The organism is Ligilactobacillus faecis, from assembly GCF_029889745.1.
Classification (GTDB): domain Bacteria; phylum Bacillota; class Bacilli; order Lactobacillales; family Lactobacillaceae; genus Ligilactobacillus; species Ligilactobacillus faecis.
In genome coordinates this window covers 1888553-1904115 of the sequence record NZ_CP123639.1, presented here as the reverse complement: position 1 = coordinate 1904115, position 15563 = coordinate 1888553, and the positions used below count along the sequence as shown (strand labels likewise).

Genomic DNA, 15563 nt, shown 5'->3' with positions numbered 1-15563 from the left:
AAGCAAGTGCCACACCCAATATTTTTCACGTGTGACACTTAGTTTTGATAATAGGCGTTGCTTTTTAGGAGGCGACGCATAAACAGTACTGTTTTGAAATAACGCAAGTCCCAATTATTAATTTTCTAAAAATTAAAGTATACTAAAATTATATGACTGTTTAAACGCCTTGTCTAAAGGGATATAAAGCTTGATTGTAAATATAATAGCGCAACGTTTCTTGTTACTTCTGACGGTCTTTTTCACTTTCTTCCTCTTTTAAAGCTTCCTTGAGTTTCTTTCTTCTACTTGCATACATTTTCATTGAGAACGCGTGTAACAAGCTAATGATCTCCTCAAAAATTTCTCGTTGGTCTGTCTTTTTATCACTCAATTCTGACATCACGATAATTTCAGTGTGATACTTGGCAAATAAGTGCTTGAACAAGTCAAAACCAACACGACTTAATCTATCTTTGTAAGTAATAATGATCTTTGATACTTTACCCTCAATTACAAGATCAAGTAATTCAAAAAACTCCTTTCTTTTTTCAAAAGAAATGCCACTAGCTATATCTTGATACAGACCGCTAACTTGATAACCATTCTTCATAGCAAAACTTTTTAAGTTTTCTATTTGGTTTTCAAGGTCTTGTTTTTGTTTAGGTGTAGACACTCTAGCATAAAGATAAACACCCCGAGTTTCACCTTTATTTAATATCTTAAATACAGAATTAGCGTCCCAATCATATTGTCCAGAAGGTAACTTTGTGGCTTTTAAAATACCATCTTTTCGCCACCTTAATAAAGTAGAACGACTGATCTGTAATAATTTCATCACTTCATTTGCTTTCATGACATTATTATATCATATGATTACATTTAATGCGATAATAACAATTTAACCTAATTATTTGTTTATCTTACCTTTTTCAAAGCGCTTTGAGCGCAATTTCTCTTCACTACACTTAACACGATCTACAATGATACGCTCAACTTCAGCTCGAGTAAATGTCTTTTCTTGTTGTTCAGACGCATGCTCTTGTGAAGTTTCTTGTACGCTTTGTTCTTCTGATCCAAAGTGGATCCCTCCTTTTTAAAATCTTGTTTTATCATATCAGCGGTAACCAGTCTCTAGCTTCTTTGGCTACTTTGTAAGCTTTTTGCATCAATGAATTTTCTTCCAGATACTGGATGTCTCGGCTGGTAATGTGCCTATTTCTCGAATGATCAAGTGCGTTCCTAAACCTAACATCGTTGACATAACCATCGTCAGACCGCATTTTCATAGTCTGATAGAACTGCCGATCTGAAATGCCCAACATATTTACATTTAGACTGTCGATACTAACATCTAAACCGGTTTCGTAACAGTCATTTAAGAATTAGATCTCATATTCATCCCTCCGCATACTAAAAAAGCCCCCCACGATGATTACTTTAAAAACACATCGAGACTCTTAAGCTAAGATCACTCAATTTGAGAAATTTCTATAGCACAAAAAAGCGATACTCTTTTCAGTATCGCTTCAGAATGTAGACTAAGTCATCAGAGTATGTGCTCTGGTGACTTTTTTTTGTATAATTAAAGAAAACGGTTACGGAGGTGCTCATTATGCTTCACAAAAGTGATCCCAATCTCAAACGCTGTGAATATGCTCGTACTTCTCTAGATGATTTGGTCCCAAAAGATCATTTACTCCGTAAAATTGATCAAATTATTGATTTCTCTTTTATTTATGATCTTGTCGAAGATTCCTATTGTAAAAATAATGGTCGTCCTAGTCTTGACCCTGTACTACTCATAAAGATTCCTTTGATCCAAAATCTATTTGGTATTCGTTCTATGCGTCAAACGATCAAAGAAATTCAAGTTAATGTCGCTTATCGATGGTTTCTAGGACTAGGTTTAAATGATCCTGTTCCTCATTTCTCTACCTACGGTAAAAATTATAAAAGAAGATTTGCTGAAAGCCATGTAATAGAAGCTATTTTTGCTCATATTTTGAAACTCTGTTTAGAAAATGATCTTATCGACACAACTGATATCTTTATTGATGGAACTCATTTGAAAGCTGCTGCTAACAGCCGTAAATATACTACTGAAGTTATTGAAACTAAGTCAAAATTTATGAGTGAAGATCTCGAAAAAGAAATAAATGTAGATAGAGCTAAACATCAAAAGAAACCCTTAAAAGAAGAAAAACCTAAAAAAAAACTAGACAAGTAAAAATATCTAAAACTGATCCTGATAGTGGATGGTTTCATAAGGGTGAACACAAACAGGTTTTTGCCTATAACGTTCAAGCTGCCTGTGATAAAAATGGGTGGCTCTTAGCTTATGTGGTCGGTGCGGGAAATATCCATGATACGCAACTTTTTCCTGAAATATTTGAAAAAGTACGGAAGTACGACCCACAATATATTATCGCTGATTCTGGCTATAAAACACCCACGATCGCACACTTTTTACTATCTCAAGGCATAATTCCCATTCTTCCTTATAAACGCCCAAGGGGCAAAGTTGGTACGCTTAGACCCAAAGATTTTGTTTATGATGAATATTATGATTGTTATTTATGTCCTGGCGATCAAATCTTAATGTACTCCACAACTAATCGAAGTGGTTATCGTGAATATAAAAGTGATCCTACAATCTGTGAAAAATGTCCTTTACTGCACAAATGTACACAAAGTAAAAATCATCAAAGAGTTATCGCTCGTCATGTTTGGCAAGATAGTATGGAAAAATGTGAGGATATCAGGCATCAAACTGGCTCAAAATTAAAGTATGAAGCGCGAAAGGAGACGATCGAAAGAAATTTTGGTTCGGCAAAAGAATATCACAACTTGAGATACGCCCGAGAAGTAGGAATTGATAAAATTCTAGCTAAAGTTGGGTTGATATTTGCGTGCCTAAATCTAAAAAAATTGGTAAAAATACTGGGGAAAAACCCTGTTATATTCGTATATTTCAAAGTATATAGTTATAAAAATACATAAAAAAACAAACTCTATCCGATTTGAATAGAGTTTGTCTACGTTCTGAAGCGATACTCTTTTCAGTATCGCTTTTAAATTATTTTTGCCCATTTGTTGCCCATTTGAAAACCAGGTATCTCTTTTATTAAATTGTTCTAACCTTCAAAAACGTTGATATATCAAAAGTCAGCAAACAAATTGAGCTGGTTAGAATCAGGAAGGTCATCTAAGACATGGTTTTCGGTCATAAAGTCGATGATCGTTCCCGACACTTTTCCGCGTTTAGCTAGATCTTCTTTGGAGAGGAATTCTTGTTCTTCGCGTGCCGCCACGATCTGTTTAGCAACATTCAAACCTAGACCTGGGATCGCCGAAAACGGTGCGATCAAAGTTTTATCTTCGATCAACCAATCAGAAGCATCTGATTTATTAAGATCGACCATCTTAAACTCAAAACCACGCTCTAACATTTCGTTAGCTAACTCTAATACTGTCAGCAAGTTCTTCTCTTTAGCTGTTGCCTCGTTACCTTTATCATTGATCTCTTTCATCGCTGCTTTGACCGATTCTTTACCGTGAGCCATTGAAACAAGGTCAAAGTCATCCGCCCGTACTGAAAAATAGGCCGCATAGTAAACTAACGGATAGTAAACTTTAAAGTAGGCGATCCGCAAAGCCATCAAAACATAAGCTGAAGCGTGAGCCTTTGGAAACATATATTTGATCTTCAAACAAGCACCGATATACCACTCTGGCACGTTAGCTTCACGCATTGCAGCTTGCCATTCATCTGGGATCCCTTTTCCTTTTCGCACGTGTTCCATGATCTTAAAGGCCATATCCGATTCAACGCCCATGTGGATCAAGTCCATCATGATATCGTCACGACATCCGATAACTTCAGGCATCGTAACTGTTCCATTTTGGATCAATTCTTCTGCATTGCCCAACCAGACATCAGTCCCATGCGAAAGGCCTGAGATCTTAACTAATTCAGCAAAAGTTTTAGGATGCGTCTCTTCTAACATCCCCCGCACAAAGCGGGTTCCAAATTCAGGTATCCCAAGAGTCCCCGTCTTAGACTGGATTGCTTCTGGAGTAACGCCTAAGATCTCAGTTCCAGAGAAAAGTTTCATCACGCCTGGATCGTCCGTTGGGATCGTCTTTGGTTCGATCCCTGAGAGGTCTTGGAGCATTCGGATCATCGTCGGGTCATCATGTCCTAAACAGTCAAGTTTTAAAATATTATCGTGGATCGAGTGGAAATCAAAGTGCGTCGTTTTCCAAGCAGCACTGAGATCATCAGCTGGATATTGGATCGGCGTAAAATCATAGATGTCCATATAATCAGGCACAACTAAGATCCCGGCTGGATGTTGCCCTGTGGTGCGCTTGACGCCAGTCGCACCTTTGGCTAAGCGATCAACTTCAGCTCCCCGCAACGTCTGCTCTGTATCACGTTCATATGCTTTGACGTAACCATAAGCCGTCTTATCAGCAACAGTTCCGATCGTCCCTGCCCGAAAAACATTATTTTCGCCAAATAAAACTTTAGTATAGTTATGCGCCACTGGTTGATAATCCCCTGAAAAGTTCAGATCGATATCTGGAACTTTATTTCCTTTAAAACCAAGGAATGTTTCAAAAGGAATATCTTGCCCATCTTTAACTAACTCAGCACCACATTCTGGACAAGCTTTATCTGGTAGATCATAACCTGAACCGTATTCGCCTTTTTCATAAAAATGCGACCACCTACAATTAGGACAGCGATAGTGAGGTGGTAATGGATTGACTTCTGTGATCCCTGTCAAAGTCGCTACTAAGCTAGAACCAACTGATCCCCGGGAACCAACTAAATATCCGTCTTTATTTGATTTAGCTACGAGTTTTTGGGAGATCAAATAGATAACCGAAAAACCATTGCCAATGACCGAATCTAACTCTTTTTTGACACGCGCTTGCACGATCTCCGGTAATTCATCTCCATACCACTGATGCGCTTTGTTATAAGTCAGATCGTGGATCTGATCTTCAGCTCCAGGCATTTTCGGCGTATAGAGCTTATCTTTGACTGGGGTGACTTCATCACACAGCGCAACGATCTTATTAGGGTCAGTGACGACGATCTTTTCAGCTCTTTGTTCTCCCAAAAAACTGAACTCTTCTAACATCTCATCGGTCGTTCTAAAATGTGCGTCTGGTAAATGTTGCAATTTATTGAGTGGGTTGGCCCCACCTTGAGAGTGGATCAAGATCTTACGATAGATCGCATCTTCTTTATTCATAAAATGCACGTCACCTGTTGCTGCTAGCGGAAGATCTAATTCTTCCGCTAACTGAACCATATTTTCGATGATCTCTTCTAAGTTTCTTTCATTTTTGACTAACTCTTGTTCAAGCAAAGGTGCATACAAAGCTTTTGGTTGAACTTCAAGGTAATCATAATATTTAGCCTTTTCTCTAGCTTGAGCGTAGCCTTTTTGCATCATTGCTGTAAAAACTTCACCATCAGCACAACCAGAACCCACGATGATCCCTTCGCGATATTTATCTAACAACGAACGAGGAACTCGAGGGATCCGGTGGAAATAAGTGACCATCGATTCAGAAGCGATCTTAAAGAGATTTTTCAAACCTGCTTGCGTTTTGGCCAATAAAACAGCATGAAATGGATGTTGGTGTTTATACGCATCGCTTTCATTGATATTTTGATTGAATTCATCATGATAATTGATCTGATATTGCTCGTTAGCATCTTTTAACATTGCATAATAAATATAACCTGTTGCTTCAGCATCGTAGATCGCGCGGTGATGATGTTCGAGTGAGACATTTAATTTTTTAGCTAACGTATTTAATCTGAAACCACGCATCTCAGGATAAAGTAACCGTGCTAACGGTAATGTATCTAGCCATGGTTCTTTGATCAAAGATAGTCCATGACGAGCGTAACCTGTATTCATAAAATCAACATCAAAAGTCGCATTATGTCCTACGATGATGCAACCACGACAAAATTCTTGGAACATCTCAAAAACTTCTTTTTCAGATTTCGAACCACGTACCATATCATCTGTGATCGAAGTCAGTTTGATCGTCGTTTGCGATAACGGATGCCCTGGATCAATAAATTGCTCAAACCGATCGATCACCGTTCCACCTTGCATCTTGACCGCAGCCAGTTCGATCACTTTATCATAGCGCGCAGAAAGCCCTGTCGTTTCGGTATCAAAAACAACATACGTCGCTTCTTTTAGATCAACATGTTGTTCGTTATAAGCGATCGGTTGACTATCATCAACGACATTTGCTTCAACACCATACAAGATCTTGACATTATTTTTGACTCCTGCACTATGTGCTTCTGGAAAAGCTTGTAGTGTACTGTGATCAGTGATCGCGATCGCTTTTTGCCCCCAAGAAGCAGCCTGTTTGACATAATCTGAGATACTGTTAGTTGCATCCATCATACTCATATTAGAATGAACATGGAGTTCTGCTCTTTTCTTATCTTCTGGGGCAGTATCTTTTCGTTTTTCATGGGCGATCTCTGTGATATCATAGGCATTCATTGCTAGATCACGCATATAATTATCTTCTTGGACACTTCCGCGAACTTTGACCCATGAACCAACATTTAGCGCCTCAAACATCGCTTCATCTTCTTCATTGCGTGAGAACTTTTTGATCACGATCGAAGAAGTATAGTCTGTGACTTTTAAGATCAGTAATTTACGTTCTGATCTCAAGACCCGAACTTCTTTATCAAAGACATATCCTTGGATCACGACCGAACGTTCTTCTTCAACGATCGTTTTAAGTTGACGGATCTCTGTATCATCTGCGATCTTCTTGCCTAACTGGACGGGCCCATCGACAGTGACTGCCTTATTTTCTTTACTTTTTTGCTTACGTTTTTCATTTTGTTTTTGGATCGCTTCAACTGCTTGTTGAGCTAGTTGGGCATCTGAGAGCGCCTTTTTTTCTTTGAATTCTGCGATCTTTTCTTGAGAATGCGATTCATCGACCAAAGTTGTGATGGTAAATTTAGGAAATCCCAGTTTTTGATAAGTTTGTTCGATCGGTCCTAAAGCTTGTTCAGTCAAAAATTTTTTGATGATCTCATTTTCAGCTAAAAGCATCACCCGTTCACCGTCTAAATAAGGTACTTTACCTTGGCAAACTTCTTTTATGAATGGAGAATCGACCCCACAAGTCGAGACGACATAAGCCCAATAATCACCTAAATTTTTATCTGACAAAACTCTCTTTTCGGGAACTAGCGTCATCTCAGTCGTTGCGATCGGACCAAAGGCTGTCGCCAAAGTATGGTTGAACCGTAAAAACGTACTAAAAGGTAAGATCTCTTTTAGACCTAAAACAAATTCCCAGCGTCCAGATCTAGCATGGACTTTAACTTCTTCGATTGTTGCATTTTCAAAAAGTTCTACTTCTTCTGGCAAATGTTGCCATTTGATCTGTTCTAATAAACGCAAAAATAAAGCTTGTTTATCTTCCATTTGTCTTCCTTTCTTTAGAACACTAAAAGGACTGGTGATATTAAAGGCCAGTCCTTTTAGCTATTTTACGATCGATTTAATTTTCTTTGAGTAAAATGTTGATCGAATTTAATAACTCGTCCACTTTTACTTCTAATGTTTCGCCTGTTTTACGTAATTTGATCTCAACGATCCCTTCATCAGCTTTTTTACCGACTGTGATCCGTGCTGGTAGACCGATCAAATCAGCATCTGCAAATTTTACTCCAGGACGTTCTTTACGATCATCTAAAAGAACTTTATAACCTGCATCTTCGAGCAATGTCGTGATCTCAGCACCAAGCTTAGCTTGCGCTTCTTTTTTCATATTGACTGGTACAACGTGGATATCAAATGGTGCGATCGAGCGTGGCCAGATGATCCCGTTGTCATCACTATTTTGTTCGACGATCGCCGAAAGTAAACGTGAAACCCCGATCCCATAACTACCCATGATGATCGGAACTTCGCGCCCGTTTTCATCAAGTACAGTTGCACCTAAACTTTCAGAATAGCGAGTCCCTAACTTGAAAATATGCCCGATCTCGATCCCACGTGTAAATTTGAGCACTCCTTCACCATCTGGAGAAAGGTCACCTTCTTTGACTAAACGTAGATCGACAAACTCATCGACACGATAATCACGCTCAATATTGACATTGATATAGTGGAAGCCATTTTCATTAGCACCAACACTTGCATTGACCATTCCTTCAACATCAAGATCAGCCACGATCTTGATCTCGTTAGAAACTCCGACTGGTCCTAGCGATCCAAAATCAGCACCTAAGTATTCGACTGCTTCAGCATCTTCAGCTGGACGTAAAAAGTCACAGTTTAGATAGTTCTTTAATTTGACTTCATTCAATTCATCATTACCGCGCATCAAAACAACGACTGGTGCTTCATCGGCGATAAAGACTAAAGTTTTGATCGCTTGCTCTGGTTCACTTCCAAGAAAGGCAGCTACTTCATCGATCGTTTTGGCATTTGGCGTAGCAACTTTTTCTAACTCTTTGACACTTTCATGTGATTTTTTATTGATCCGTAGATTTTTAGCCATTTCTAAATTAGCCGCGTAATCACTTGAATCAGAATAAACGACAGTATCTTCACCGATCGGAGCGATCGCCATAAATTCTTTAGAGTCTTTACCACCCATCGCTCCAGAATCAGCAATGATCCCACGAAAATCAAGCCCTACTTGTTCAAAGATCTGTTGGTAAGCTTTATCCATATCACGGTAAGTTTTATCTAAGCTATCCATGTCAGTATGGAAAGAGTAGTCATCAAGCATCAAAAATTCACGTCCTCGCAAAAGCCCAAAACGTGGTCGACTTTCATCGCGATACTTCATTTGGATCTGATAAACTGTCAATGGTAACTTTTTATAAGTTTTGATCGCATCTTTAATGATCTTTGTAAATGTTTCTTCGTGAGTCGGTCCTAAGATAAAGTCGCGTTCATGTCGATCTTTTAACTTAAATAAGTTAGCCCCGTAAGTTTTATAACGCCCTGATTCTTCCCAGAGTTCAGCAGGTAAAACACCTGGTACGAGCATCTCGACTGCATCGATCTTATCCATTTCTTTGCGAATGATCGCTTCGATATTTTGTAAGACCCGATAAGCTAAAGGTAAATAGGCGTATACCCCAGCGGTAACTTGTTTGATATAACCAGCCCGAAGCATCAACTGATGACTTTTAGCCTCAGCATCACTTGGGACTTCTTTTAAAGTTGGAATCAACATTTTAGATTGTTTCATTCTAAATAAACCCCTTTTATTATTATCTTAGGAAATAGCGTTGAATATCGTTCCAGGTAACTAAAAACATCAAGATCATCAAGAAAGCAAAACCGATCATCGTGATGATCATTTCTTTTTCTGGCGCCAGCGGTTTGCGCCGGATCGCTTCAATGATATTCAATAATAGCTTACCACCATCTAAAGCAGGGATCGGTAAAAGATTCAAGATCCCTAAGTTGACAGAAAGCAAAGCCGTCAAAGTGATCACACTCACGATCCCAGATTCAGAAGCTTGTGACGTCAAAGAAAACATCGCCACTGGTCCACCTAGATCATTTAAGCTAAAACCATGGAACATTGAAACGAGCGCGTTTCCGATCTGTTTTATAACAAACCAAGTTTGCGTAAAACCATAGGTTACGATCGCTAACGGAGAGCGATCGATTTTTTCCTTAGCAATTATACCAATCTGTCCGACCTTTTGTCCATTGACAGTTTTAGTTTTAGGTGTAACAGAAACTGTTTTAGTCTGATCTGCTCGTTTGACTGTCAATTTGAGCTCTTTACTTGCTGCTGGTTGGATCTTTGTTGCAACATCTTGCCAAGTTGACGTTTTTTCGCCATTGATCGCGGTGATCGTATCACCCGCTTTGAGGCCAGCTTTTTTAGCGATCGAATTTTCTTGGACTTGTCCGATCGTGTTTGTTGCTTGTTTGACGCCACCTTGTAATAAAGCGATCAACGCAAATAAAATGATCGCTAAAATAAAGTTATTCATCGGTCCAGCAAAATTTGTCATCATTCTAGCAGGCAAAGAAGCAGCTTGAAATCTGACGTCAGCTGGAGCTATCTGCAAAGCTAACCCATCTTTACCAATAAGCAATGCATCATGAGCAACTTTAAAGCGTTTAACTTGATCTTCTTCACCATTTTCATAGCCTTCGATCCAAAGATCATCTGGTGTACTTAGATCCCAATCGAGCAATTCAACAGGGATCCCAGCCTCTAAAGTTACTTTTTGACTTGTATTGATCTTACTTACACTTCCATTGGCATCTAAGATCAAACTAACGGGCATCCCTTTTTGCAATTCTTCTGTGTCTTCCTCAAGCCCTGCCATGCTGACATAACCACCTAGAGGTAAGATCCGGATCGTATAAGTTGTCCCATTTTTACGGTAACTAAAGATCTTTGGACCCATTCCGATCGCAAATTCACGGACTAAGATCCCCGATCTTTTTGCAAAGTAATAGTGTCCAAATTCATGAACAAAAACTAGCAGTCCAAAAACGATAATAAACGTAATGATTGTCGTTATCATAGAGGATCACTCCCTTATCTCAAAATAAACGCTTAGATCAAGCCAGTAAAATGCATCAAAGGTAAAACAAAGAGCAAGGAATCAAACCGATCTAAGATCCCACCATGTCCAGGTAAGATCTTACCTGAATCTTTAACACCATAGTAACGTTTAAAAGCTGATTCGATCAGATCCCCCAACTGACCTCCGATCGAAAAGAGAGCTGTCAGTAGTAGCATCGTTTGATAATTGTACGCAAAAGCTTGGGGAACATAATTTTGCACAAAGAAAAGATAGATACCTACTAAAACTACCGCACTCAATGTGCCTCCAACTGATCCTTCCCACGTTTTGTTAGGGCTGATATGCGGAGCCAATTTATTTTTACCTAATTTACGTCCGATCAAATAAGCACCACTGTCAGTGACCCAAACGATCAAAAGCGCATAAAGCATCATCCAAAGACTTTCAGCGCGTGCTAAGATCATAAAGCGAAAGCCTAGACCTGCATAAAGTGCGCCTAATAATAAAACTCCTGCATCATCAAACGAAAAACGATTTTTGGAGAGCACAGTATACAAAAGCATCAACAGCGCCACAAAATAAAAACTTCCACCTAACGTATCTTGAGTCAAAAAACCGGCCCAAAAAACCGGAACTAGCACACTTATGATCGCTAAAAACGAAAGCAGTGCTTCAAAAGAAACTAACAATTTCTTTTTCATGATCAAAAATTCTGCCATCGCAATAAGTGCCATTGCGACTACTAAAATGTCAAAAGGAAGTCCTCCAAAATATAAGAGTGGCAAAAAGACTAGTAAAGCCACGACCGCAGTTACAACACGTTGTTTCATCTTATTTTCCTACTTTAGTAAGTTATTCTATACTAAAGTTCCTTTCCTAATAGTTGATAATTATTTATTTTTCAAGCCACCAAAGCGTCGATCGCGCTGTTGAAAGCACAAGATACTTTCTTTTAAGTCTTTTTCTGAAAAATCAGGCCATAAGACATCAGTAAAGACTAATTCACTATATGCGATCTGCCAAAGTAAAAAGTTAGAGATCCGTTCTTCACCACTTGTCCGGATCAAAAGTTCAGGCTCATCATACGGAGCTAACGGCGCTGTCATCAGCTGTTTAGAGACGATCTCTTCGGTGATCTGAGCTTCAGTCAGTTCGCCTTTTTGAACTGCACAAACGATCTCTTTGATCGCACTTGTGATCTCGGCTCGACTTCCGTAATTCAAAGCAAAATTCAAGACCATCCCAGTATTATCTTTTGTTTGTTCGATCGCATCAAAAACAGCTTTTTTAGTTGCCTTTGGTAAAGCATCGATATATCCCATCACATTGACACGCACATTTTTTTCGATCAACTCAGGTACGAACGTATTAAAAAATTTGACTGGAAGATCCATCAAAAATCCGACTTCATCGGTCGGACGCTTCCAATTTTCAGTTGAAAAAGCGTATAGTGTCAAGACCTTAACGCCAAGGTCACTAGCGGCTTTAGTGATCTCTTTGACAGTTTCCATCCCTTGTTTATGTCCGGCTACGCGTGGAAGGCCTCTTTTTTTGGCCCAACGTCCATTTCCATCCATAATGATCGCAATATGCGCTGGGATCTTTGTTTTATCCAGATGATCTTGGTCATTATGACGCTTTGTTTTAAAAAGATCAGAAAACATCTTTACACCTACTTAATAATCACGATTGATATAGAATAACGGGACAACTATTCGTCGACCAGTAAGCGCCTGTTTCGACGAGCCCTTGCCCCGTTATGTCAGCAGTTCTAAAGTTTGCTTAACCAGCAAGAACTTCTTTTTCCTTTTCCGCTGTAATATTTTCAATATTTTTGATCGAGTTATCTGTCACTTTTTGTGCAACATCTTCAAGATCGTGTAGTTGATCTTCAGTTAGCTCACCATTTTTTTGAGCTTTTTTCAAAGCATCCATCATTTCACGACGAACGTTTCTAACAGCAACTTTGCCTTTTTCAGATGTCGCTTTAACTTGCTTAGCCAATTCTTTTCGACGTTCTTCTGTCAATTGAGGTACGACTAAACGGATCACAGAGCCATCGTTGATCGGTGCGATCCCAAGATCAGAAGCTAATAATGCATGCTCGATGTCTTTTAGTGAAGATTTATCATATGGTGTGATCAATAACACACGTGCCTCTGGAACGGTGATCTGCGCCATTTGATTCAAAGGTGTAGGTGCGCCATAATACTCCACACTGATACGGTTGAGTAAACTTGCATTAGCTACCCCTGCTCGGATCGTACCTAATTCACGTTGTAAAGCTTCTTCTGCTTTAGTCATCTTTTCTTGATATGGTAAGATCATTGGATCTGTAATTTTCATTTTCTATTACTTCCCTTCAACTGTTGTTCCGATCGTTTCACCTAAAACGACGCGCTTGATATTCCCACGTTCATTCATGTTGAAAACAACAAGTGGGATGTTATTGTCCATTGAAAGTGACGAAGCTGTCGTATCCATGACTTGGAGACCTTTGTTGATGATCTCCATATGCGTCAAACGATCATATTTAGTTGCTGACGTATCTTTTTTTGGATCAGCTGAGTAGATCCCATCTACCCCGTTTTTAGCCATCAAGATCACATCAGCATTGATCTCAGAAGCTCGTAAAGCGGAAGTCGTATCAGTTGAAAAATATGGTGAACCTGTACCAGCAGCAAAGATCACGATCCGTCCTTTTTCTAAATGACGCATTGCTTTGCGCCGGATATAAGGTTCTGCTACTTGTCGCATCTCGATCGCAGTTTGAACTCGAGTAGGTACACCGATCGATTCTAAGTTATCTTGCAAAGCCAAGGCATTCATAACTGTTCCAAGCATGCCGATGTAATCAGCTTGAGCACGTTCCATACCCATTTGCGCACCAGATTCACCACGCCACATATTGCCACCACCGACAACGATCGCGATCTCAACGCCTAAGTCATGGACTTCTTTGATCTCTTCAGCTACTTTCCGGATCTCTGGTGGGTTGATCCCTTGACCTAGCTCACCTGCCAACGCCTCTCCACTAAGTTTCATCACAACGCGCTTATATTTAATGTCAGACATTACGCTTGATCCTCCTAAATAAATTTACTAAAATTCGTTTGTTATAACGAAAGCCATTTGAATAAATCATATCATTCTATCTAGTATTTTGCCAACACTTTTTCTACTTAGGCTAAACTTGACTTGTGACCATTAATCTGTATCTAGCACTACTTTTTTGGTATAATATCCCTAGTTGTTAATTTGAGGTGATAAGATATGGCGCAAGCCCGTGGTAAACTGCCGACCAACTTCAAAGTTCTTTTAGTACTACTTTTGTTGCTCAGTTCTATTTTAGGTTACCGCACTTATAAATATTTTGGCCAGTTAAGTGTTCAAACGACTTCTGCCACGCTAAAAAAAGGACCTGGAGTTGAATACCGCTCTTTAAGTCCACTTAAAAAAAATCAACGCTTGACTGTTTTGAAAAGTAAATATCACTGGCTCTACGTTAAAACAGATGACGATCAGACAGGTTGGATCGCTGATTGGATGATCTCCGATGATTATAAACTGCCAGTCAATGATCTATCCGAAGCTACGATCGTGATCGATCCTGGACATGGTGGATATGATTCAGGCGCAACTTCGAACCAAGAGAAAAAAGAAGAAAAGGCTTATACTTTGGCGTATGCCAAAGCCTTAGCTGCTAAATTACGCAAAGCTAAAGCCAAAGTCTACTTGACACGTAGCGATGACTCATTCATCTCATTGAGCAAGCGCCCAGCCTTAGCTGATCAAGTCCATGCTGACGCCTTTATCAGTTTCCACTTTGATTCATCACCAACTGAAAATACGGCTTCAGGCTTCACCACCTATTATTACCATAAAAACTCACTTAAACTCGCTCAAACTTTAAATAAAGAGTTTGGCGCGATCGGGCTTGAGAATCGTGGTGTTGAAGTTGGCAACTTTTTAGTTGTTCGTGATATCAATGAGCCTGCGGTTTTACTTGAGATGGGCTACATTAACTCAGATCGTGATTTTGAACAGATCAGCTCAAACAGCTATAAAGACACCGTGATCGATGATGTTTATACTGGCCTTGAAAAATATTTCAGTAACCAAAAAATGACTGGAGAACGGCCGTAAGATAAAACTAACAAGCTCCCTCTAAGATCAACTCAAAGATCTTAGAGGGAGCTTTCTTTTGCCTTTTAGATCAAATGAACGCCTTTATCAACATAAAGACATTCTCCTGTGACCCCACTAGCTAAAGCACTCATCAAAAAAGTGCACGCGCCACCAACTTCTTTTGTCGTAACTTCTTTTTGATCGACTGTTCGTTCTTTTGAAAGTGCCAGTAATTTGGCATGCTCTTTGATCCCAGTGACCGCTAAAGTTTTGATCGCTCCAGCTGAGATCGCATTGACACGCACACCACTTTCCCCTAGATCACGCGCTAAATAACGTACACTAGCTTCAAGTGCTGCTTTAGCGATCCCCATCGTATTGTAGTTTGGGATCGCCCGTGTTGCTCCCATATACGTTAAGGTGACTAAACTAGCTGACGTAGCTAATAACTCAAGCTCTGCAGCTTTTTTAGCGACGGCTAAAAAAGAATAAGCCGAGACATCAAGCGTCACCGCAAAACCCGCTCGTGTTGTATTTGTGACTTTTCCCGTCAACTCTTCTTTTGGAGCGTAGGCGATCGCGTGTAAGATCCCATCTAATTTGCCATACTCTTGCTTTATCGTTGTAAATGCTTGAGCTAAACTTTGATCACTTGCTACATCGCATTCGATCGCATGTGCTTTTGGACCGATCAACTTATGTAGACTCTTTTTTAACCGTTCATTTTGATAAGTATAAATGAGCTTGGCTCCATGAGCTTCCATCACTTGAGCACATCCCCAAGCAAGCGAGCGCCGGTTGGCAACGCCCATAACTAAGATCGTTTTACCAGCTAATAATCCTTCCATCGTATTCCCCCTTG

10 protein-coding genes and 2 pseudogenes are annotated in these 15563 nt (G+C 39.6%); 2 read left to right on the top strand and 10 right to left on the bottom strand.

Going from position 1 to position 15563, the window contains the following annotated elements:
• Nucleotides 1-223: 223 nt before the first annotated feature.
• Entirely contained in the window at nt 224-835 is a 612-nt protein-coding gene (locus QFX10_RS08715; RefSeq protein WP_280605844.1) for an IS607 family transposase, read from the bottom strand.
• Between the two features lie 256 nt (nt 836-1091).
• A pseudogene (locus QFX10_RS08710) lies at nt 1092-1349 on the bottom strand (YjcQ family protein); the annotation flags it as partial.
• 245 nt (nt 1350-1594) lie between these two features.
• Here QFX10_RS08710 and QFX10_RS08705 point away from each other — a divergent pair.
• Nucleotides 1595-3010 (top strand): annotated as a pseudogene (locus QFX10_RS08705) (IS1182 family transposase).
• Nucleotides 3011-3140: 130 nt separating this feature from the next.
• On the opposite strand, the gene QFX10_RS08700 reads toward QFX10_RS08705, so the two are convergent.
• The 7 genes from QFX10_RS08700 to pyrH form a co-directional block, all read right to left on the bottom strand.
• Entirely contained in the window at nt 3141-7484 is a 4344-nt protein-coding gene (locus tag QFX10_RS08700) for a PolC-type DNA polymerase III (protein WP_280605843.1), read from the bottom strand.
• A 76-nt stretch (nt 7485-7560) separates the two neighbouring features.
• Nucleotides 7561-9267, bottom strand: coding sequence for a proline--tRNA ligase (locus QFX10_RS08695; protein WP_280605842.1), 1707 nt, complete (start codon nt 9265-9267; stop codon nt 7561-7563).
• A gap of 22 nt (nt 9268-9289) precedes the next feature.
• Nucleotides 9290-10570 carry an RIP metalloprotease RseP gene (gene rseP, locus QFX10_RS08690; RefSeq protein ID WP_280605841.1) on the bottom strand — a complete coding sequence of 427 codons (1281 nt, stop codon included), beginning with the start codon at nt 10568-10570 and terminating at the stop codon, nt 9290-9292.
• Nucleotides 10571-10602: 32 nt separating this feature from the next.
• Complete coding sequence (locus tag QFX10_RS08685; RefSeq protein ID WP_280605840.1) at nt 10603-11403, bottom strand: phosphatidate cytidylyltransferase; 801 nt, start codon at nt 11401-11403, stop codon at nt 10603-10605.
• 60 nt (nt 11404-11463) lie between these two features.
• Entirely contained in the window at nt 11464-12237 is a 774-nt protein-coding gene (gene uppS, locus QFX10_RS08680; RefSeq protein WP_280605839.1) for an undecaprenyl pyrophosphate synthase, read from the bottom strand.
• A 118-nt stretch (nt 12238-12355) separates the two neighbouring features.
• Nucleotides 12356-12919, bottom strand: coding sequence for a ribosome recycling factor (gene frr, locus QFX10_RS08675; RefSeq protein WP_280605838.1), 564 nt, complete (start codon nt 12917-12919; stop codon nt 12356-12358).
• A gap of 6 nt (nt 12920-12925) precedes the next feature.
• Nucleotides 12926-13648 (bottom strand): UMP kinase, encoded by a 723-nt coding sequence (gene pyrH / locus QFX10_RS08670; RefSeq protein ID WP_280605837.1) that lies wholly within the window; start codon nt 13646-13648, stop codon nt 12926-12928.
• 198 nt (nt 13649-13846) lie between these two features.
• Between pyrH and QFX10_RS08665 the strand changes: the two genes are divergently transcribed.
• Nucleotides 13847-14719 (top strand): N-acetylmuramoyl-L-alanine amidase family protein, encoded by an 873-nt coding sequence (locus tag QFX10_RS08665; RefSeq protein ID WP_280605836.1) that lies wholly within the window; start codon nt 13847-13849, stop codon nt 14717-14719.
• Nucleotides 14720-14784: 65 nt separating this feature from the next.
• Here QFX10_RS08665 and fabI read toward each other — a convergent pair whose 3' ends face one another.
• A complete protein-coding gene (gene fabI, locus QFX10_RS08660) occupies nt 14785-15549 on the bottom strand; it encodes an enoyl-ACP reductase FabI (protein WP_280605835.1) in 765 nt (254 codons plus the stop codon).
• Nucleotides 15550-15563: the final 14 nt, after the last annotated feature.